The sequence below is a fragment of the Croceitalea sp. W27 genome, from assembly GCF_055693185.1.
In genome coordinates, this window is record NZ_CM146327.1 from 2,943,351 (window position 1) to 2,963,632 (window position 20,282).

The window sequence follows — 20,282 nt, forward strand, 5'->3', positions numbered from 1 at the left end:
TTATGTTTAATAAAGATCGTTGGAAAGAAATTATTGAAGTGCTGACCAGTAATTGGTTCAGAACGATACTTACGGCTTTCGGTGTCTTTTGGGGTATTCTTATTTTGATTATACTTCTTGCAGCAGGTAAAGGTCTGGAGAATGGCATTAAGCAAGACTTTAACGGGGTGGCCACAAATACGATGTTTATGTGGACACAGAATACCACAATGGCTTATCAAGGTCTACCTGAGGGGAGAAGGTTCAATTTTAAACTTGAAGACGTAGAATTATTACGGCAGAATGTCCCCGAGCTCAAAATCATTTCACCTAGAAATGCCCAACGAGGGCCAAGCGGTGTAGACAATGTGGTTTACGGCACGGAAACCGGATCCTACAGAATTTTTGGAGATTATCCTGAAATAATTCTGCAAAACCCCATGTATGTCGCCAAAGGACGCTTTATAAATTATAACGACATAAAAGAAAAGCGTAAGGTGGTTGTTATTGGAGATGGAATAAGAAAAGACTTATATAAAGAAGACGAGGAGGTTTTAGGTACTTATCTTAAGATTAGCGGCGTAAATTTTATGGTGGTTGGCACCTATAAGGAAAAAACAAGCAATGGTGGTAACCAAGATAGTGAGCGGCAGATCTATGCTCCATTTACATCGTTTTCCCAGGCTTTTAACAGAGCCGATAATGTGGGGTGGATGGCCTTGACCGCAAAGGATGGAAAATCAATAAGTAACCTGACGGATAAAATAATAAATACCGTCAAAAAAAGTCGAAGGGTACACCCTGATGATGAAAGGGCTATTGGCTTTTTTGATTTATTTAGACAGTATAATAGGGTAGAAACTCTTTTTTCCGCAATGCGATGGATAGCTATTATCGTTGGAACATTAGTTTTAATCTCGGGAGTTATAGGTATTAGTAATATCATGCTAATAGTGGTTAAGGAGCGGACGAAGGAAATAGGGATAAGAAGAGCACTCGGTGAAGCACCATGGTCTATAAAAAAACAGATTCTTATGGAGTCTATATTTCTAACTATAATCTCTGGCATGACAGGGATTATAACGGGGTCTTTGTTTATCTATGGTATTAACGCCCTTTTGGATAGTGTAGGCCCGGTAGACATGTTTTTAAATCCGAATGTAAGTGTTGGTGTAGTTGCAATGGCCTTAATAATACTAGTTGTTTCGGGCTTATTTGCTGGCTTTATACCAGCTCAGAGTGCCATAAAAGTAAGGCCTATAGACGCATTAAGAACAGAATAAAAATAGAAGATAGCTAATTAAGAGATTTTCAAATTGAAAATCTTGGAGTGTAAATTCCGAATAAATAAATCAATCAAAAATGAAAAAATCAGTAACCATTATCATCCTTTTAATTATTGTTCTAGGTTTTGGAGGAGCCATGTATTTTTTGTATCAAAAGAACGCTGAAGATCCTGTTGTATATGAGACGGAACAGGCAGAAAAACAAAATATTATAAAGAAAACGGTAGCTACAGGAAGTATTTTGCCTTTAGAGGAGGTATTGATCAAACCAAATATTTCTGGTGTTATTGAAGAAGTGTACGTTGAAGGTGGTGATTATGTAAAGTCTGGCGATCTGTTGGCGAAAATAAAGGTTGTGCCAAATTTGAATGCTTTGATTGATGCACGCAATGCTATAGAAGATGCAAAAATCAACTTAGCCGACCAAAAGCGTAATTATGATCGGCAGCTCTCAATTTTTAACAAAGGAGTAATTTCTCAAGCTGATTTAGATAGGGCGCAAGTCACTTATGATCAAGCAAAACAGGCCTATAGCGCGGCAAATAAACGTTTTGATATTGTGAATACGGGTACCACTCGTGGTTTTGGCAATTCGGCCAATACATTGATAAAATCTACTGTAAGCGGAATGGTGTTAGAGGTGCCTGTAGAAGTAGGTAATCAGGTCATCGAAAGTAACAATTTTAATGAAGGTACTACGATCGCCGCCATCGCTGATGTCGAAAAAATGATTTTTGAGGGTAAAGTTGATGAATCGGAAGTAGGAAAAATTAAAGAGAATCTTCCTCTCGAAATAACTGTGGGTGCAATTGAAAATAAAGTTTTCAATGCGGTATTGGATTATATTGCACCTAAAGGCAAAGAAGAAAACGGCGCCATTCAATTTGAAATTAAAGGAACACTTAAAAAACAGGATACTACATTTATTAGAGCTGGTTTGAGTGCCAATGCATCTATTATCTTGGCCAGAGTAGATAGCGTCTTAGCTATCAAAGAAGCCCTGGTACAGTTCGATGAGGAAACAAAAAAACCCTTCGTGGAAATTGAAACCGGAAATCAGCAATTTGAGCGCAAAGATATCGAGCTGGGTATTAGTGACGGTATTAACGTAGAGGTCAAATCTGGTATTTCAATTGAAGATAAAATTAAGGTTTGGAACGGAATCGAGTCTGAAGAGGAGAACGACTAACCTTTTAACAAAACTTTTTAATATTTCTTGTAACAAATCTACAACTTGTAAGTCCTATTGACACAGGATTGCAAAGTTCTGTATAGCTAACAAACCAATCATCATGATAGAAATTAAAGATCTTCACAAATCCTATAAAATGGGGAGTAATTCCCTTCATGTTTTAAAAGGAATCAATTTTTCAGTAGAAGATGGCGAATTGGTCGCTATCATGGGATCCTCGGGTTCTGGAAAATCAACCTTGCTAAATATTCTTGGAATGCTAGATGAAGCGGACGAAGGAGAATATACCCTTGATAATGTTCCTATCAAAAACTTAAGTGAAACCAAAGCTGCTCAATACCGCAATAAGTTTCTAGGCTTTGTTTTTCAATCGTTCAATCTTATTAATTACAAGAGTGCAATGGAGAATGTAGCACTTCCTTTATACTATCAAAGGGTTGCTCGAAAAGAACGCACAGAAAAGGCGCTACAATATCTAGAAAGAGTAGGATTAAGGGAATGGGCAACACACTTGCCGAGTGAACTTTCTGGGGGTCAAAAACAACGTGTTGCCATAGCTAGGGCAATGGCGGCCGAACCTAAGGTGCTTTTGGCAGATGAGCCTACCGGAGCTTTGGACAGTACTACTTCGTATGAAGTGATGGATTTAATTCAAAAAATTAATGATGAGGGTAATACCATATTGGTAGTTACCCATGAAGAAGATATTGCCCATATGTGCAAACGTATTGTACATCTAAAAGATGGGGTTATTGTAGAAGATAAAAAAGTGAAACAGGTTAGAGCCGCGGAGTATGTTCAGTAGAGATACTTGGAAAGAAATATTTGAAACTATTCGCAAGAATAAACTGCGAACCTTTTTAACGGGGTTTACAGTGGCGTTGGGTATTTTTATATATGTGGTGCTGTTCGGAATGGGCAATGGTTTAAAAAACACCTTTGCAAAGTTTTTTAATGATGATGCCCAAAATGTCTTTTTTGTATTCCCCGGTAGAACAACAGTTCCTTTTAAGGGATATAAAGCGAATAGAAGAATAGAATTCGAAAACGATGATCTAGTAGATATAGCCGAAAATTTCCCTATGTTCTTAGAGTACATAACACCTCGTATATCTAGAGGGGCATCGGTGACGTATAAAGAAGAATCTGATAATTATACTACAAGAGCAGTGGCCCCTGCACATCTTTTTGCGGAAAAAACCATAATTATGAAAGGGCGCTATTTGAATGAGACCGATATTATTCAAAAAACGAAGTATGCCGTTATTGGAAGGCTTGTAGAACAAGACCTTTTTAAAGGAGAGGAATCAATAGGAAAGTTTATAGATGTTAGTGGTAGTGTCTTTAAAGTTATCGGTGTTTTTCAAGATGATGGTGGCGATAACGAAGAACGCAATATTTATATTCCATATACTACAAGACAGCTTATAGAAAAAAATAACGATAAAATAGACCAGATTATATTGGCTTTTAAGCCAGAAATTGGATATGCGGGGGCGATGGCTTTTGAAGGGAAACTTGATAAATTCATCCGAAATAAAAAGATTATAAGCCCAAGCGACCCGAATGGTATTTTTATAAGAAACGTAGCTGATCAGTTTAAACAGAACCAGCAATTCGCAGGTGTTTTGCAGACCATAATTTCAATAATTGCTTTTGCCGTAATCATCTCTGGTATGATTGGTATTGGCAACATCATGGTGTTTATGGTAAAAGAACGTACTAAGGAAATTGGTATTCGCAAAGCTTTAGGAGCTACCCCAAGAAGGGTAACCAACGGAGTTATTTTTGAAGCCATATTTATTACCACGATTTCTGGATTTGTTGGATTGCTGATTGGGATTTTTGTATTGAGGTCAATAGGGGGTAAAACTTTGGAAGATGACTATTTCATTACCAACCCAGAGATTAATATCACTAATGCCATTTTTGTAACCATACTATTAATAGTTTTTGGAGCAGCTGCAGGATATCTTCCCGCAAGAAGAGCGGCCAAAATTAAACCTATAGTAGCTTTAAGAGACGAGTAAAATGAAACAACTATTCGACGGAAATACTTGGCAAGAAATTTTTCAGTCTATTCGGAAGAATAAATTGCGGACCTTCTTGACTATGATAGGGGTTTTTGTAGGAATCTATATTTATATTGGCTTGTCAGGGGCTTCAAAAGGTTTGGATAACGGTTTTGAGCGTCAGTTTGAGACTATAGCAAAAAATAGCCTATTTGCTTGGGGGCAACGAACAAGTATACCTTATGCAGGTTTTAAAACGGGGCGTCAAATACAACTAAAATTAGGAGACGTTGAAGTGCTCTATAATAGAGTTCCAGAAATTGAAACAATCGCCCCTCGCAATGTTAAAGGCATTTTTGGTTCTAATCCTGGCATTATTACAAGAGGGTTAAAGTCTGGAAATTATGCCGTATACGGCGATTTTCCTGACTTTGCAGATATAGCCACAAAGAAAATCTATGATGGGGGCCGTTTTATCAATGATGAAGACATTGAGCAGGCAAGAAAAGTATGTGTAATAGGTGAGCGTACCCAAAAGGAATTGTTTGAAGAAGATGAAGACCCTATAGGAGGTTATATTAGAATCGATAACATCTATTTTCAGGTAGTTGGCGTGCACAAGTTTACTCCGGGAGGTGGTTTCGAAAGTGATAGCGATATCTACATACCCTTTGCTACATTTAAAAAATTATATAATACGGGAGATAATGTTTCTTGGCTTACCATTGCCGCTTATGATGATGCAGATGTTGTGAAGGTAGAGGAAGATATCAAAACTACTTTACGAAGTATACACAATGTAAGCCCAAAAGATGAAAGAGCTTTCGGTTCTTTTAACCTTGGTGAAATTTTTAATAAGATTATGGGCTTTTCTAGTGGTATGACCTTCTTATCATTGATAGTAGGTATTGCTTGTATTCTTGCAGGGGTTATCGGTATTGGTAACATTTTATTGATCTCCGTTAAAGAGCGCACCAAAGAATTAGGTGTTAGACGAGCATTGGGTGCAACCCCTTCTGAAGTGCGTAATCAAATTATTATTGAAGCACTAACACTAACCCTATTAGCAGGTATTATAGGTATCATATTTGGCGCATTAACGCTTAAAATAATTGATACCTTGACCCAAGGTGGAGACTTCCCCTATGCTAATCCAACGGTGCCAATACCATATGTGATAGGGTCACTTTTATTAATGGTCGTTCTCGGCGTGCTAATAGGATTAATTCCGGCTCAAAGAGCTGTAAGCATAAGACCAATAGATGCTCTAAGAGAAGAATAACTAAATAACAACTATAAAACTAAATTGACATAAAATGAAGAAAATTTTAAAATGGGTAGGACTTGGGGTATTGATACTCGGTGCTTTATGGGCTGCAGCTTTTTTTGTGAAGTCCAATGGTAAGTCCGCTATCGAATACGAAACCCACAATCCTTTTATATCCAGTATCGAGAAGAAAACTGTTGCTACCGGAAAGGTCATACCTGAAGACGAAATTGAGATAAAACCTCAAATTTCGGGTATCATAGATAAAATTTATTTAGAAGAAGGTGTTACGGTAAAAGCAGGTGATTTAATCGCCGTAATTAAAGTAGTTCCTAATGAGCAAGCCTTAAACCAAGCTAATGGCCGTGTAAGAAATGCCGAACTGGCCTTAAATAACGCTAAAATTGAATATGACAGAAACAAAACGCTTTTTGATAAAGGTGTGATTTCGAGTCAAGATTTTAATAATTTGGCTTTAACTTATAATCAGGCACAGCAAGAGGTTAAAAATGCTCGAGCAGATTACCAGATTATTAGACGGGGTTCAGCAGGTGGGTCATCTAGTGCTAATACAAACATTAGGGCTACAGTGGATGGAACCATTTTAGAAATACCAGTCGAGGAAGGTGATCAGGTAATACAAAGTAATAACTTCAATGATGGTACTACTATTGCATCAATCGCAGATTTGAGTAAAATGATTTTTGAAGGTAAAGTTGATGAGGGTGAAGTAGGAAAATTGGAAGTTGGAATGCCTTTAGAGATAAGTTTAGGTGCAATTAATGATAAAAAATTTGACGCGAACCTTAAGTTTATTGCACCAAAAGGAGTTGAAGAAGCTGGTGCGGTACAGTTTAAGATAGAAGGTGATGTAAAAGTTGACGAAAGTGTAATGATACGTGCCGGTTACAGTGCCAATGCCTCTTTAATTCTTGAGAAAAAGGATAGTATTTTGGTTATTCCTGAAGCTTTACTTCAATTCGATAAATCTACCAATAAACCTTATGTGGAAATTGCGACTGGAGAGCAGCAATTTGAGCGTAGAGACATCGAAATAGGAATTTCAGATGGGGTGAACGTAGAAATTGTTTCTGGCCTTGAAAAAGACGATAAGGTTAAGCAATGGAATAAAACAGAGCCTATTAAAAAAGGTTTAGAGGAAGATGAAGAAGAGGACTCTGAAGAAACTGCCGAATAACCAATTTACAAACCGAAAAATCAAAAAACGAATGAGACATACGTTAACCTTACTACTAATCATAGGATCTTTATTTTCCGTTAACGGACAAATGAAGAAATGGACACTCGAAGAGTGCGTTAGATATGCTGTTGATAATAACCTGACCGTAGAACAGGCAGAGCTAGATTTAGAAAATGCTAAAATTGATGAATCTGATGCCATAGGAGCATTGATACCGAGTTTAAATGGATCAACTACGATATCATCAAATACAGGTTTATCTTTTAATCCTGCTACAAATGAACCTACTACAAATACTATTTTAAATGTAAGTGGTGGGTTAAATTCTAATCTAACTTTATTTGACGGTCTTCGTAATTTTAAAAGAATTCAGAGAGCAAAATTAAGTGGAATTGCAAGCCAATATAGATTAGATAATTTTAAAGATGATATTCGATTAAACGTTGCCAACGCGTATTTACAGGTATTGTCGAACAAAGAAGCTTTAAAAGTTGCCGAAGCGCAGTTTGCCGTTACAGAACAGGATTTGAAACGCACCAAAGAATTAGTAGAATCCGGGGTGTCACCAAGAGGAGATTTGTTGGAAATTGAGGCTACTGCTGCAAATCAAGAACAACAGGTGGTTAATGGGGAAAGCCTTGTGCTAATTTCAAAAATCAGCTTAGCACAATTATTACAGATAACTGATTACGAAAACTTTGATATTGCAGAAGAGTCTTTTGATATTCCGGTATCTGATATTTTATCGAATTCTCCTAAAGTAATCTTTGACAAAGCTTTAAGTTTTAGAAATGACATAAAGTTTTCACAGGCCAATGTTGATTTGGCGTCTAAAGATTTAGAAATAGCCAAAGGAGCAAGATACCCTACCATAACAGGATTTTTCAACTATAATACGCGATACTCTGACCAGAACAACATTTTTGGAGGCTTTTTTGATCAGTTATATATTTTTGATGGAATCTCGTATGGTGCACAGCTGAATGTGCCAATATTTAATGGTTGGAGCGCTCGTAATAATGTGAAAAGAGCAAAAATTAGTGTAGATATTTCAAAGATTCAATTAGATCAGCAAAAGCTACAGCTTGAAACAAATATACAGCAGGCATATGTTGATGTTACTACTTTTCTTAAAGCTTATGAAGCCGCTGAAAAGACCTTAGAAGCAAGAAGATTGGCCTATGATTATGCCAAAGAGCGTTTTGATGTCGGATTGATGAATGCTTTTGATTTTAGTCAGGCACAATCTCGATTGGATAATGCAGAGGCTAGCGTAGTTAGAACGAAATACGATTATATTTTCAGATTGAAAATATTAGAGTTCTACTTTGGAATACCACTTTCGTTGAACTAAGGGTTATCTTTGCGGTCGTTATGGCCAAAATAATAAACTTAGAAACTGCAACTACGAATTGCTCAGTTAGTATTTCCGCAGATGGTAAGCTAGTTAGCGTTAAAGAAGAAAATACGCCTAATTATTCGCATTCAGAGCAATTACACATATTCATAAAAGAAGCCTTAGAGGAGGCTTCTTTTTCATTTTCTGACATTGATGCCATAGCCGTAAGTAAAGGTCCAGGCTCATACACAGGATTAAGGATAGGAGTATCTGCGGCAAAAGGCCTATGTTTTTCACTGGACTTGCCGTTAATTTCTGTTCCAACTTTGGAAAGTATGGCAAACCAACTTCATATTGGGCCAAATGAGATTGTCATTCCGGTTTTGGATGCGCGAAGAATGGAGGTCTACTCTTGTGTTTTTGATGATGCATATCATGAAATTAGAGAGACTAAGGCCGAGATTATTGATGAAAATTCATTTGCGGAATACTCAGGCTTTAAGAAAGTTCATATAATTGGGAGTGGGGCTGAAAAATGCCAAGAAGTTCTGAGTCATTCAAATTTTCAATTTTATAACGAAGCCTTTCCATCGTCTAGAGAAATGTCAAAATTGGCACAAAAAAAATTCGAAGTAAGCGACTTTGAAAATGTCGCCTACTTCGAACCTTATTATTTAAAGGACTTTATCCTTCAAACAAAGAAAAAATAGTTTTACTTAATACTATGCATGACACGTTGTGGAAATGGAATTTCAATTCCTGCTTCGTCAAAACGTAATTTAGATTCTTCGTGAACATAGAATTTGGCCTGCCAAAAATCCTCATTCTTTGCCCAAAATCGTAAAGAGAGATTAACTGAACTATCGCCCAGGGAACCAACATAAACTTCAGGAGCAGGCTCGGTTAATATGGTATCATTATCGGCGCATATTTGTAGTAAAATCTCCTTGGCTGTTTTTATATTGGAACCATAGCCAATTCCTACAGTGTAGTTATCTCGTCTAATCGGTTCGGCATTATAATTTATAACATTCCCGTTTGAAAGCTGTCCGTTTGGCACTATGGCCAATTGATTTCCAAAGGTGGTAAGTTTGGTATTGAAAATAGAAATTTCTTTAACGGTGCCATCTACCCCTTGTGCAGAAATAAAATCACCCACTTTAAAAGGTTTGAACAACAATATTAAAACGCCACCGGCGAAATTGGCCAAAGATCCTTGAAGTGCCAACCCAATTGCCAGCCCCGCCGCACCTAACATCGCGACCAAAGAGGAGGTTTTTACCCCTAGTTGGGTTACCACAAGTACAAATAGTACAATCTTTAAGGTGATGCTGATAAAACTCTGTAAAAATGTCTCTAAGGTTTGGTCGTAGTCTTTCTTTTCAAAAAACTTTCGAACCATCCGGTTTAAAAACTTTACAACCCAAAGACCAACTATTAGCAATAAAATGGCCAAGACTAAATTGGGGAGTAACTTCCATATCCAATCTATGGCATTGTCTAAATGGGCTTGTAAATCTGTTAATTCTTTCATAGTGTTTTTATTATTGTCAAGACAACCTAAGAAAATGAGAAAATCAAGTCAAAAAAATAAGTCTAAACTTTGGTTAATGTTTCAAACGATTTTAAAGTTGTTTTAACACTTCTTCCGCACTCTGTACCGGCAACTTACAGGTTCCTTCAATACATACATAAATCAAGGTTTCTCCTTCATTATACCTGTTCTCGAGCAGTTCTATGGGCCCTTCTTCAGGCGAACCTACCAAAATACTATTGGGTAGGTAGTTCTGGGCTATTTCTCTACCGATACTTTTGTAGTTATCGCCTACAATCGCTATTTCATAAAAGTTTTGCTGCTTGTAAAGCACTAAATGTAACCAATTGGAATAGCTCTGTGCATTTAGATCAAAATTACCCTGTACATTTTTAAGCATTTCGTTCGCTAAATCGCCATAGCCTTTATCCATATAGACTTTATGAAGCTTTAAAAGGTTTTTACCCATAATAGAATTGGATGCAGAGATAACATTGTCATTGGTTTCTATGCTTCTTCTAATTAGTGAATCGTCTTCATCAGAAGTAAAATAAAACAGCTTACTATCTGTGTCTTGAAAATGAACAATGGTATAATTTGTAAGTTGTTGGGCCTCTTTTAGCCATTTAATATCAAAAGTGACTTCATAAAGTGAAATGTATGCTTCTATTACCGAAGCGTAATCTTCTAAAAACCCATTAATGTTACTCTTTCCTTTTTTGTGGTTTCTATAAAGTCCCCCGTCTGCTTTTTTCATTTTGGTTTGAATGAAAGTGGCATTTTTGAGTGCTAACTCTAAATAGCTTTTATCACCAAGATAACGATAGGCATCTACCAAACCATGAAGCATTAACCCGTTCCAAGAGGTTAAAATCTTGTCATCTAATCGTGGTTTTTCACGTTTAGAACGTTCTTGTTTTAAAATGCTTAAACTGCTATCAATTTTTTCTTTAAGTGCAGTAACAGAAATATTGTGTTTTTCGGCAATATCCTTATCGGATTTATCTCGTATCAAAACATAATTTTCTTCCCACTGGCCATATGAATTGATGTTGAAATAGTCTTTAAAGATTTCAAAATCAACCTTTAATATGGTTTGGAGTTCTTCTGCCGTCCAAACATAGTAGGCACCTTCTTCCAATTCATTGTTTTCGTCTAAACTGTCTGCATCTAAAGACGAATAAAACCCGCCATTTTCATCGGCCAATTCTTCTAGTGCAAAGGCTATGCTTTCTTCGGCAGTTTTCTTATAGAGTTCATTTTTTGTTACTGCATAGGCTTTTGAATACAAGCTAATCAATTGTCCATTGTCATAGAGCATTTTTTCAAAATGAGGAACATGCCATTTGGTATCAACGGAATAACGTGAAAAGCCTCCGCCTACATGGTCAAAAATACCGCCATAGGCCATTCTGGTGAGTGTGGTATTCACATATTTGAGAATCTTTTCATCTTTTTGTGAAGTGCCATAATGCAACAAGAAATCAATATTATTGGGCATCATGAACTTAGGCGCTCTTTTATAACCCCCTAAAAAGGTGTCAAAATAAGTTGCCCAATTCTCTACCGCCCTACCAAGCTGTTCGAGTGAGTAAGAAATAGTTTCTTCTTTGTTTTCAACAAGATTTATGGCTTTTATACCTCTCTCTAGATCATCTGCATAACCCAATATTTTATCAGGATTTGTTTTGTACAGTTCTATGAGCTGTTCTAATGATTTTACCCAATTATCCTTAGGTAGATAAGTTGCGCCCCAAAACGGCCTTCCATCCGGTAGTGCTACGATATTGAGTGGCCAACCTCCGTTACCTGTCATCATTTGAATAGCGTCCATATATATCTGGTCTACATCTGGTCGTTCTTCTCTATCGATTTTTATATTAATGAAATTTTCGTTCATCATTTTTGCAACCTCCTCATCTTCAAAGCATTCATGTTCCATTACATGGCACCAGTGGCAGGCGGCATACCCAATACTAATCAACAAAGGCTTGTTTTCTTCTTCAGCTCTTTTTAATACCTCTGGATGCCAAGCTTCCCAATTTACCGGGTTGTGCGCATGTTGAAGCAAATAAGGACTAGTCTCATTGATTAGGGCATTGGTATATTTATGACTCATTTCTTCTTTTTTTTGGGCGCACCCGTTCAATAAAAATGAAACAACTAAAACTATAAGAGAAACTCTTTGCATACTCACTTTTTGACATAAAAAAAGCGCCCAAATACGGACGCTATTAATTTTTAAGACCGATTACTTTACTTCGAAAGTAATTTTGACATTAACACGATAGTCATCAATTTTACCATCATTTACTGTCGCGCTTTGTTCGTTTAAATAAACCGAGCGAATATTTTTTACAGATTTGGATGCCTGCGCTACAGCTTTTGCTGTGGCATCTTCCCAACCTTTGTCAGAATTCGCTAAAACTTCTATTACTTTTAAAATTGCCATAGTTAATGTTTTTTAATTTTCCTCAATTTAATAAATAAAAGAGAAGAACCTGCTTAAAGAAAACTAAAAATCATCCATTTAGGGCAACTACTTCGTTTACCTTATCGCCCATCATGTTTTTTAACATGGTTTCGATGCCATTTTTAAGGGTGAATGTTGATGATGGGCAACCACTACAGGCTCCTTGAAGTATTACGTTTACGGTTTTACTTTCTTCTTCGTAAGATTGAAAAAGAATATTGCCGCCGTCACTTGCTACGGCGGGTTTTACATACTCCTCTAGAATATCTATAATTTGCTGCGAGGTATTGTCATAAGTTGTTTTCGCGGTTGTTTCCGATGTATTTTCGGCTTCTTTTGCCAAAGCGCCTTCAGAAACTACCTCCTTATTGTCAGCAAGGTACTCTAGGATAAATTCGCGAAGTTCCATAGATATTTCATTCCAATCAGCTACTTCATATTTGGTAATCGAAACATAATTTTTATCTATAAAAACTTCTTTTACATAGGGAAAGTGAAAAAGCTGTTTTGCCAACTCTGAATCTTTTGCCTCATCTATATTTTTGAATTCAAAAATTGCCGGTACGATTACCTTGTTGGCAACATACTTCATAACTGCAGGGTTTGGCGTAACCTCTGCGTATACCGTTACCGCTGCTTTTTTAGAGGTTTCTTCTTCTAGAACAACCGGTTCGCCAGCGTTTAGGTATTCTACCAATTGCTGCGCTACTTCATCTTTCACATCGTTCCATTCTACAATGTCAAAACGCTCCATGGCTATAAAATTCCCAGAAATGTATACGGTTTTTATAAAAGGAAGATAAAATAGTTGCTGTGCCAAAGGAGAATTTTTAGCCTCATCTATATTTTTAAACTCATAATTCTGCTTTACTAAAAAATGATTGGCCTCAAACTTTAAAATTGCAGGGTTATTCGTTTCGATTACTGTAATATTGTATTCTTTCATTGCAAAAATTTGAACAAAAGTACAAAGTAAAAACCACGCAGAAAATATATAATAATGTGGTTTTAATAGCGTTATTTATATGATTAATCATCTAGCAACAGAACACTTAGCCCCAAACATTTTATGAAACGTCTGCTACCGCTTATACTTTTTACCTTATTTTTTTGCTCTAAATCGTGGTCTCAAGAGGGTATTCCTGTGTACTTCGATTACCTATCTGATAATTATTATTTGGTATATCCTTCAATGGCGGGTATTGGCGAGGGTGGAAAAATACGGCTTACAGCACGCAAACAATGGTTTGATGTTGAGAACGCACCGAGCCTGCAAACTTTTAATGCAAATTTTAGGGTAGGTCAGAACAGTGGAATAGGGGGCATTCTTTTTAACGATGCCAATGGTTTTCATTCTCAGTCAGGTTTTAAGGCGACCTATGCCCATCATTTACAGTTGGGCGGAGATTTTAGAACTTTAAATCAGTTGTCTTTTGGTTTGAGTGGAACAATCTTACTTAGTAGTTTAGATGAAACCGAATTTAGGTCTGTGAATCCGGATCCGGCTGTTAGAGGGGTCAAAACAACTGCAAGTTATTATAACGTAGACTTAGGAATGTCGTATAATTATTTTGAGTTTTACGCTCATTTTGCTGTGCAAAATGTACTTGCATCTCAACGAAATTTGTATCGAATAGGTAGGGCAGACCCTGACAATGTACCCGTTATCGATAATCTGAGAAGATACCTGATATCTGCAGGTTACGTATTCGGAAAAGGAAGAACTAGACTTGAGCCTTCAGTGCTTTTTCAACTTACCGAATTTACAGAAGAAAAAACGGTAGATATCAATGCAAAGGCATATCGCGATATAGGTGACGATACCGTTATTTGGGGCGGTCTCTCTTATAGGAGGAGTTTTGACGGCGCTCAGTTTATTCAGAACGGTACTTTTGGAGAACAGCGTTTGCAGTTATTTACACCGATTGTAGGGGTAAACTATAAAAACTTCATGTTCTCTTATAACTATTCTTATCAATCGGGCGATATACGATTTGATAGTGGCGGTTTTCATCAAATTACACTTGGCTATGATATAGGTCAGAGTAATGAAAAACGTTACGATTGTTACTGCCCGGCTGCTAACAACTAAAAAAGCCCATCTTTTCAGATAGGCCTTTTGATTAATTGCAAGCTGCTTACTTTTTATCCCATTTGTAATTTTTCTTGGTGGCTTGAGTTTTAATGGCTCTTAAAAGAGCACTTTCAAGCTCACCCTTTTCTTCTTTCTGATTTTTAGCGATATAAGCTTCTCGTTTTTTGTTCAATTCTTGAATTTCACTTTGAATCTTAGCACGTTCTACTTTTTTATCATCAATGTATTTTTCGATTTCTTTTACCGATTTTGCCTGTAGTTCTTTCGGCAAATCTTCTTTTCTAAGTTCAGATACCCTAAATTCTTCATCTTCGGCGGCATCGACCAAATCCCAACTAGAATTATTGTAAAGTTTTGAACTCTTGCTAACCGCTCTTTTTAGGGCAACACCTTCATTAAGTTCATAGGCATTAGTGTCTTGCTCAGCTTGTACTGCCATTTTTCTTGCGCCTCTATAACCATAACCAATATACGTTTTGTTCAATTTTGAATTTAGTTGAATAATGACATCATCATATGGTGTAGCAACGTGTACTACCTGACGATTATGGTCTATTGCCATATATTCACCTCCAGTTAACTCGGCGCCATTTTTCCATTTACTGCCCACGCCTTGATCGTAGTTTCCACAAAATATGGTATTAACAATAACGTCTTTTTCTTTAGCTTGTGAAGTGGCATCTTTATAATCAAGCTTACCTTGTGTAAAAGGTTCATTACCGGCAATAAATATCATTTTAAGGTCATCTGCGTTCTTGCCCCAATCCAATTGTTTTAATGAATTGTTTATTACCTGTCCACAAAATTCTTCTCCACCATTAGTGGTAAGCGAGAACAGTTTTTCTGATATCTCATCTAAATCACTACTAAAACCGATTACCTGTCTGATATATCCTTCTCGTGCCGAAATATCATCATTACCATATTCGTACAAGGCGATTTGTAAACTTGGTCTCGCTTCATTGCCACATTTGGCATATGTAAACTCATTTACGATGTCCCAAAGTTGTGCTTTTGCTTGATTTATAAGTCCGTCCATGCTATTACTTGTATCTAAAAGCAATGCTATTTTTACATACTGTTTTGCAGGTTTCTCATCTTCGGCAGGTATGACTTGGGCTATCAAAGGCTTATTTTTTGTATTCTCTACTTTTAAATTGCAACCATATATCGTGCTCATCGACAGGGCAAAAAACCCTATGGCTAATGTGTGATTTAGTTTTTTCATTGTGCTTTATTTTTTAATTTCTGCAGTAAAACTAGACCTGTAATAGGTAAAGAAAAATCTAGAATGAGTAAACGCGACTTTTTAATGCGTGAGTTGGCCCATTAGTTTAGTAAAGTGCTTTTTTAGACCTTGTTTTATAGGGTTTTAAAGGATTTGGCATTTTTTTAAGCCATTGAAATCAACTAAGTTTACCTTGATTATTTAAAAATGTTCAAGAAGACTTATATCATATTATTTTTAGTGCTAACCACGACTGGTGTACTTGCACAGGTGCAACAACGCGCCAACGCTACTTTTGAATTAAAAGGAACCGTTAGGGGTAAAGAAGACTTCACACCAATATCTGGCGTACAAGTATCTACGGATAAAGGAAGTTATGCGACCACAAATGCACTAGGTGAATTTAAGATTAAAGCTGGTATCGGAGATTTGCTGATTTTTGAAAGCACTGAGTTTGAAACAGTGCGTCACCGTATCACTTCTGATGAAGACATCAGTGTTCAGGTTGAAGATTATACATCAAATTCTAAAAGTACTTTTCAGGGTTCGAGGTCCGGCCCCAATTACACCTCATATTTAGACTCTGCTGAACATTATAAAAAAATTGATATTGAAAAAAGTATTGATTTTGTAGCACAGTCTATTTCAACTTTGGGTAATAATCCAAATAAGACTGCACTTGCTAAATCGCTACGTTCCCTTGGTGAAATCTACATGTATCATAAACAATATGACTTGGCGATTACCAACTTTAAAGATGCCCAAAAAGCGCAGAAAAATACCAAGACATCCTTAGGTCTGGCCGAGGCTTACATTAAAACAGGTGAATTCGAGAAAGCAAACGAGGTGTTGCAACCCCTATTGAAAATTCGCAAGATGGTCCCGTACCAACGTATACAATTGTGCGAAGAGTTGGGCGATAGCCATAAAGGTTTAGGGGAAACCAGTAAGGCCTTGGAGTTTTATCAAGAGGGCTTAAAAATTGCCCAGAAGAATCAGGTTTCTCCGAAGGTTACGGATTTAAATTCTAAAATTGCCGATACGTATGCTATGGCCAATCGCGAGATTGAGGCAGAAGGGTATTTTAATAATTCATTGAAACTCTCAAAACAGGAAACGCCGGCCAGAGCCATTCAAGAGAATGAAAAAGTAGCTGACTTCTACAACAGATCAAATCGGTACGGAGATGAGATTCAGCTTCGGAAGAAAAGTCTGAATGAGTTACAGCAGTTGCCTAAAAAGGCCGTAGCAAAAAATAAAGGTCTTGTAGATGCCGATTCTATAACCTCGCAACGTATCAACTATAAAATAGCCAATGCTTATATCGCACAAGAGAAATTAGATGAGGCCATACCTTATTTAGAAAAAAGTATTGTTGAAGCAGATAGTGAAGATGATTTAATAGTTCAAAAAGATGCAACTAGAAAGTTATCTGAAGTTTTCGAATTTAAAGGCGATTTTGCCAAAGCATATAACACCTACCAAAATTATGTCGCTTTGGTAGATACCCTATATATAAGAAAAGAACAAGAGATAGCACGCGCCGCAAGGCTCAACCGTGAAATTGCGACAAAACAAAACCGTATTTCAAGCTTAGAACAAGAGCGAGAACTCTCCCAAAGTAAATACAGCCTTGCCTTGACCGAGCAACAATTGTTCGAAGAGAACAACAAAAGACAAAAGTGGATTATCTATTCCCTTTTGCTAGGTATGCTACTCTTTGCTTTAGCGGCATTCTTTTATTACCGAAGTAACAGGCAGCAGAAATTGGCAAACAACTTGCTGGCCTTAAAATCGTTACGATCTCAAATGAATCCGCATTTTATTTTTAATGCCCTAAACTCGGTCAATAATTATATCGCCAAGAGTGATGAGCGAAATGCAAATCGATTTTTAAGTGATTTTTCGGTATTGATGCGTACCGTTTTAGAGAATTCAGAAGAAGATTTTATTCCTCTGGCAAAAGAGTTGGAGTTGTTAGAACTCTATGTAAAGCTAGAGCATTCACGTTTTCCTGATAAATTCGATTATGAGGTCAATATTGAAAAAGATATTGATATAAATTCTTTTGATATCCCACCAATGCTATTGCAACCTTATATTGAAAATGCTATTTGGCATGGATTGCGATACAAAGAGCAGAAAGGATTTTTAAAAATCAATGTCGCGCAATTGACCAATGAATTGCTTCAAATAGAAATTTTAGATAATGGTATCGGTAGAAAAAAATCGGCAGCTTTGAAGACCGAAAATCAGAAAAAGCAAAAGTCGAAAGGCATGGGAAATATTAGAAAACGTATTGCCATTTTAAACGATATGTATAAGAATAAGGTAGCAGTATCGATTTCTGATTTACAAGAAGACAAAACAGGTACAAAAGTAATCTTAAAGCTTAAAAAAGACTAATGCAACTTAAAGCGATTATTGTAGAAGACGAGGCGAATAGTAGAGAAATTCTAAGGAATTACCTAAGTAAGTACTGTAAAAATGTGCAACTTCAAGGAGAGGCTGCAACCATAAAAGAAGGCCTTGAATTAATAGAACTCCATAAACCTGATTTGGTTTTTCTGGATGTTGAAATGCCTTTTGGTAATGCTTTTGATTTACTAGATCAAGTTGCCGATAGAACTTTTGAGACGGTTTTTGTTACGGCTTATAATCAATACGCGATGGATGCATTGAACAATCATGCGGCATATTACTTGATGAAGCCCATTAATATTGATGAGTTGGTCAAGGCAGTTGATTATGTTGTTGAAATAAAGGAAAGAGAGAATGCACTTGAGGGCAAGGTGCTCCAGACCAAATTGAAAAAAGCCGAAGGAAAGATTACCTTGCCGCAACAAGATGGTTTTCAGGTTTTAGATGTAAACGATATCTTCTTTTGTAAGGCTGATGATAATTACACGGAGATTTATTTACAGGAAAAACGGATTGTTGTCAGTAAGACTTTAAAATATTTCGAGGAAGCCCTCAAAGAATTCTCGTTTGCAAGAATTCATAAATCGTATTTGGTAAACGTAAATGAAGTTCAGAAATATAAAAAAGGCAAGGGCGGGAGCGTTATTTTGTCAAATGGAAAAGAACTATCAGTGTCGGCCTCAAAGAAATCAGAATTACTTTCCTATTTTAAATAAAATATCGAGTTATGCTAATTAAAACTGTAAATGGTAAGTCACCGGAAATAGGAGAAGATTGTTTTATTGCCGAAAATGCGACCATTGTTGGCGAGGTTACAATGGGCAAACAATGCAGCGTTTGGTTTAATGCAGTGTTAAGAGGAGATGTACACTTCATAAAGATTGGAAATAAGGTAAATATTCAAGACGGTGCCGTAATCCATTGCACCTATAAAAAAGCGCCTACGGTTATAGGCAATAATGTCTCTATTGGCCATAATGCTATTGTACATGGCTGTACAATCAAGGATAATGTATTGGTAGGCATGGGCGCTATTATTATGGATGATTGTGTTGTAGAGTCTAATGCTATAATTGCGGCTGGAGCGGTTGTTACCAAGGGCACCCATATACCCTCAGGGACTATTTTTGCCGGCATGCCCGCCAAAAAAATTAAAGATGTCAGTCCAGAATTAAGTTCTGGCGAAATCGACAGAATAGCGAATGCCTATGTTATGTATTCTGGTTGGTTTAAAGAGGATAATTGAAAGTAAAAATCCTAAGAATATTCACTGAATAGAAATAAGATAAATCCTTATTTTTGCCCAACTGAAGAGAACACTATGAAAGCATATATTTTTCCGGGGCAAGGTGCCCAATTTGTGGGTATGGGTTTAGATTTATATGAAAACCACGCTATCGCTCAAGAACTTTTTGAGCAAGCGAACGATATCTTAGGTTTTTCTATTACAGATATTATGTTTGAGGGAACACCGGAAGATTTAAAACAGACCAAAGTAACACAACCAGCTATTTTCCTACATTCGGTGATACTTAGCAAAGTAATGGGAGCAAATTTTAAGCCAGATATGGTTGCCGGGCACTCTTTGGGTGAATTTTCTGCTTTAGTTGCCAATGGAACTTTGAATTTTGAAGATGGGCTAAAGCTGGTTTCTCAACGAGCCTTGGCAATGCAAAAGGCCTGCGAGGTACAACAAAGTACGATGGCGGCTGTATTGGGTTTAGAAGATGAAGTAGTAGAAAAGATATGTGCTGAAGTTCAAGGGATTGTGGTACCTGCGAATTATAACTGCCCAGGCCAGTTGGTTATTTCAGGTGAAGTTGAAGCAGTAAATTTGGCATGTGAAAAATTAAAAGAGGCCGGAGCAAGAAGGGCCCTTCTATTGCCTGTTGGCGGTGCTTTTCATTCACCACTTATGGAGCCCGCTAGAGAAGAATTAGCAGCTGCCTTAGAAAATACAACTTTTAGTGAGCCAACCTGTTCAATTTATCAAAATGTGACTACAACAGGTGTTACGGTGTCTAAAGAAGTGAAGGAAAATTTGATAGCCCAATTGACCGCTCCTGTAAAATGGACACAAAGTGTTCGTAATATGGTCGCAGACGGTGCAAGTAGCTTTGTTGAAGTGGGGCCAGGAAAAGTACTTCAAGGCTTGGTAAGAAAGATTTCCAGTGATGTTGAAACCAGTTCCGGAACGATAGAATAATCATGTTATTCGTTAATTTATGCAGTTGGTCTAACAAAGCTGAATTTAA

Annotated in this window: 18 protein-coding genes; 13 read left to right on the forward strand and 5 right to left on the reverse strand. The window is 37.0% G+C overall.

The genetic code is table 11. The features are described from left to right. The first annotated feature begins 2 nt into the window (after positions 1–2). The 8 genes from ACZ1GR_RS13315 to tsaB all read left to right on the forward strand — a co-directional run bounded on the left by ACZ1GR_RS13315 (position 3) and on the right by tsaB (position 8,986). Complete coding sequence (locus ACZ1GR_RS13315) at positions 3–1,262, forward strand: ABC transporter permease (protein ID WP_472609430.1); 1,260 nt, start codon at positions 3–5, stop codon at positions 1,260–1,262. A 79-nt stretch (positions 1,263–1,341) separates the two neighbouring features. Continuing rightward, positions 1,342–2,454: an efflux RND transporter periplasmic adaptor subunit gene (locus ACZ1GR_RS13320; RefSeq protein ID WP_472609431.1), complete on the forward strand. Its 1,113-nt coding sequence runs from the start codon at positions 1,342–1,344 to the stop codon at positions 2,452–2,454. Positions 2,455–2,557: 103 nt separating this feature from the next. Next, positions 2,558–3,262, forward strand: coding sequence for an ABC transporter ATP-binding protein (locus ACZ1GR_RS13325; RefSeq protein WP_377768004.1), 705 nt, complete (start codon positions 2,558–2,560; stop codon positions 3,260–3,262). Beyond that, on the forward strand, positions 3,252–4,487 hold the full coding sequence (locus ACZ1GR_RS13330; RefSeq protein WP_377768005.1) for an ABC transporter permease: 1,236 nt from the start codon (positions 3,252–3,254) through the stop codon (positions 4,485–4,487). The genes ACZ1GR_RS13325 and ACZ1GR_RS13330 overlap by 11 nt, the downstream gene beginning before the upstream one ends. 1 nt (position 4,488) lies before the next feature. Continuing rightward, on the forward strand, positions 4,489–5,751 hold the full coding sequence (locus tag ACZ1GR_RS13335) for an ABC transporter permease (protein ID WP_472609432.1): 1,263 nt from the start codon (positions 4,489–4,491) through the stop codon (positions 5,749–5,751). Between the two features lie 34 nt (positions 5,752–5,785). Then, positions 5,786–6,934 carry an efflux RND transporter periplasmic adaptor subunit gene (locus ACZ1GR_RS13340; protein ID WP_472609433.1) on the forward strand — a complete coding sequence of 383 codons (1,149 nt, stop codon included), beginning with the start codon at positions 5,786–5,788 and terminating at the stop codon, positions 6,932–6,934. A 31-nt stretch (positions 6,935–6,965) separates the two neighbouring features. Then, complete coding sequence (locus ACZ1GR_RS13345) at positions 6,966–8,291, forward strand: TolC family protein (protein ID WP_472609434.1); 1,326 nt, start codon at positions 6,966–6,968, stop codon at positions 8,289–8,291. 20 nt (positions 8,292–8,311) lie between these two features. After that, a complete protein-coding gene (tsaB, locus tag ACZ1GR_RS13350) occupies positions 8,312–8,986 on the forward strand; it encodes a tRNA (adenosine(37)-N6)-threonylcarbamoyltransferase complex dimerization subunit type 1 TsaB (protein WP_472609435.1) in 675 nt (224 codons plus the stop codon). A 2-nt stretch (positions 8,987–8,988) separates the two neighbouring features. Here the strand turns inward: tsaB and ACZ1GR_RS13355 are convergent, their stop codons facing one another. The 4 genes from ACZ1GR_RS13355 to ACZ1GR_RS13370 all read right to left on the reverse strand — a co-directional run bounded on the left by ACZ1GR_RS13355 (position 8,989) and on the right by ACZ1GR_RS13370 (position 13,229). Next, positions 8,989–9,810 carry a mechanosensitive ion channel family protein gene (locus ACZ1GR_RS13355; RefSeq protein ID WP_472609436.1) on the reverse strand — a complete coding sequence of 274 codons (822 nt, stop codon included), beginning with the start codon at positions 9,808–9,810 and terminating at the stop codon, positions 8,989–8,991. 91 nt (positions 9,811–9,901) lie between these two features. Beyond that, the gene (locus ACZ1GR_RS13360; protein ID WP_472609437.1) at positions 9,902–12,001 is read right to left on the reverse strand and encodes a thioredoxin domain-containing protein; all 2,100 of its coding nucleotides are present in this window, start codon (positions 11,999–12,001) and stop codon (positions 9,902–9,904) included. Between the two features lie 60 nt (positions 12,002–12,061). Beyond that, complete coding sequence (locus ACZ1GR_RS13365) at positions 12,062–12,262, reverse strand: dodecin family protein (protein WP_377768012.1); 201 nt, start codon at positions 12,260–12,262, stop codon at positions 12,062–12,064. Between the two features lie 70 nt (positions 12,263–12,332). After that, a complete protein-coding gene (locus ACZ1GR_RS13370) occupies positions 12,333–13,229 on the reverse strand; it encodes a NifU family protein (RefSeq protein WP_472609438.1) in 897 nt (298 codons plus the stop codon). Positions 13,230–13,352: 123 nt separating this feature from the next. Between ACZ1GR_RS13370 and ACZ1GR_RS13375 the strand changes: the two genes are divergently transcribed. Further along, on the forward strand, positions 13,353–14,375 hold the full coding sequence (locus ACZ1GR_RS13375; RefSeq protein ID WP_472609439.1) for a PorP/SprF family type IX secretion system membrane protein: 1,023 nt from the start codon (positions 13,353–13,355) through the stop codon (positions 14,373–14,375). A gap of 46 nt (positions 14,376–14,421) precedes the next feature. On the opposite strand, the gene ACZ1GR_RS13380 is transcribed toward ACZ1GR_RS13375, so the two are convergent. Then, on the reverse strand, positions 14,422–15,606 hold the full coding sequence (locus ACZ1GR_RS13380) for a vWA domain-containing protein (protein WP_472609440.1): 1,185 nt from the start codon (positions 15,604–15,606) through the stop codon (positions 14,422–14,424). Positions 15,607–15,813: 207 nt separating this feature from the next. Between ACZ1GR_RS13380 and ACZ1GR_RS13385 the strand changes: the two genes are divergently transcribed. The 4 genes from ACZ1GR_RS13385 to fabD all read left to right on the forward strand — a co-directional run bounded on the left by ACZ1GR_RS13385 (position 15,814) and on the right by fabD (position 20,233). Next, entirely contained in the window at positions 15,814–18,012 is a 2,199-nt protein-coding gene (locus ACZ1GR_RS13385; protein WP_472609441.1) for a tetratricopeptide repeat-containing sensor histidine kinase, read from the forward strand. Next, positions 18,012–18,743 (forward strand): LytR/AlgR family response regulator transcription factor, encoded by a 732-nt coding sequence (locus ACZ1GR_RS13390; protein WP_472609442.1) that lies wholly within the window; start codon positions 18,012–18,014, stop codon positions 18,741–18,743. The genes ACZ1GR_RS13385 and ACZ1GR_RS13390 overlap by 1 nt, the downstream gene beginning before the upstream one ends. 11 nt (positions 18,744–18,754) lie before the next feature. After that, positions 18,755–19,273 carry a gamma carbonic anhydrase family protein gene (locus ACZ1GR_RS13395; RefSeq protein WP_472609443.1) on the forward strand — a complete coding sequence of 173 codons (519 nt, stop codon included), beginning with the start codon at positions 18,755–18,757 and terminating at the stop codon, positions 19,271–19,273. 75 nt (positions 19,274–19,348) lie between these two features. Continuing rightward, on the forward strand, positions 19,349–20,233 hold the full coding sequence (fabD, locus tag ACZ1GR_RS13400) for an ACP S-malonyltransferase (RefSeq protein WP_472609444.1): 885 nt from the start codon (positions 19,349–19,351) through the stop codon (positions 20,231–20,233). Positions 20,234–20,282: the final 49 nt, after the last annotated feature.

Bases quoted from the DNA above. Each gene is read 5' to 3' on its own strand.
- ACZ1GR_RS13315 (WP_472609430.1), top strand. From the start codon at position 3: ATGTTTAATAAAGATCGTTGGAAAGAAATTATTGAAGTGCTGACCAGT.
- ACZ1GR_RS13320 (WP_472609431.1), top strand. From the start codon at position 1,342: ATGAAAAAATCAGTAACCATTATCATCCTTTTAATTATTGTTCTAGGT.
- ACZ1GR_RS13325 (WP_377768004.1), top strand. From the start codon at position 2,558: ATGATAGAAATTAAAGATCTTCACAAATCCTATAAAATGGGGAGTAAT.
- ACZ1GR_RS13330 (WP_377768005.1), top strand. From the start codon at position 3,252: ATGTTCAGTAGAGATACTTGGAAAGAAATATTTGAAACTATTCGCAAG.
- ACZ1GR_RS13335 (WP_472609432.1), top strand. From the start codon at position 4,489: ATGAAACAACTATTCGACGGAAATACTTGGCAAGAAATTTTTCAGTCT.
- ACZ1GR_RS13340 (WP_472609433.1), top strand. From the start codon at position 5,786: ATGAAGAAAATTTTAAAATGGGTAGGACTTGGGGTATTGATACTCGGT.
- ACZ1GR_RS13345 (WP_472609434.1), top strand. From the start codon at position 6,966: ATGAGACATACGTTAACCTTACTACTAATCATAGGATCTTTATTTTCC.
- tsaB (WP_472609435.1), top strand. From the start codon at position 8,312: ATGGCCAAAATAATAAACTTAGAAACTGCAACTACGAATTGCTCAGTT.
- ACZ1GR_RS13355 (WP_472609436.1), bottom strand. From the start codon at position 9,810: ATGAAAGAATTAACAGATTTACAAGCCCATTTAGACAATGCCATAGAT.
- ACZ1GR_RS13360 (WP_472609437.1), bottom strand. From the start codon at position 12,001: ATGCAAAGAGTTTCTCTTATAGTTTTAGTTGTTTCATTTTTATTGAAC.
- ACZ1GR_RS13365 (WP_377768012.1), bottom strand. From the start codon at position 12,262: ATGGCAATTTTAAAAGTAATAGAAGTTTTAGCGAATTCTGACAAAGGT.
- ACZ1GR_RS13370 (WP_472609438.1), bottom strand. From the start codon at position 13,229: ATGAAAGAATACAATATTACAGTAATCGAAACGAATAACCCTGCAATT.
- ACZ1GR_RS13375 (WP_472609439.1), top strand. From the start codon at position 13,353: ATGAAACGTCTGCTACCGCTTATACTTTTTACCTTATTTTTTTGCTCT.
- ACZ1GR_RS13380 (WP_472609440.1), bottom strand. From the start codon at position 15,606: ATGAAAAAACTAAATCACACATTAGCCATAGGGTTTTTTGCCCTGTCG.
- ACZ1GR_RS13385 (WP_472609441.1), top strand. From the start codon at position 15,814: ATGTTCAAGAAGACTTATATCATATTATTTTTAGTGCTAACCACGACT.
- ACZ1GR_RS13390 (WP_472609442.1), top strand. From the start codon at position 18,012: ATGCAACTTAAAGCGATTATTGTAGAAGACGAGGCGAATAGTAGAGAA.
- ACZ1GR_RS13395 (WP_472609443.1), top strand. From the start codon at position 18,755: ATGCTAATTAAAACTGTAAATGGTAAGTCACCGGAAATAGGAGAAGAT.
- fabD (WP_472609444.1), top strand. From the start codon at position 19,349: ATGAAAGCATATATTTTTCCGGGGCAAGGTGCCCAATTTGTGGGTATG.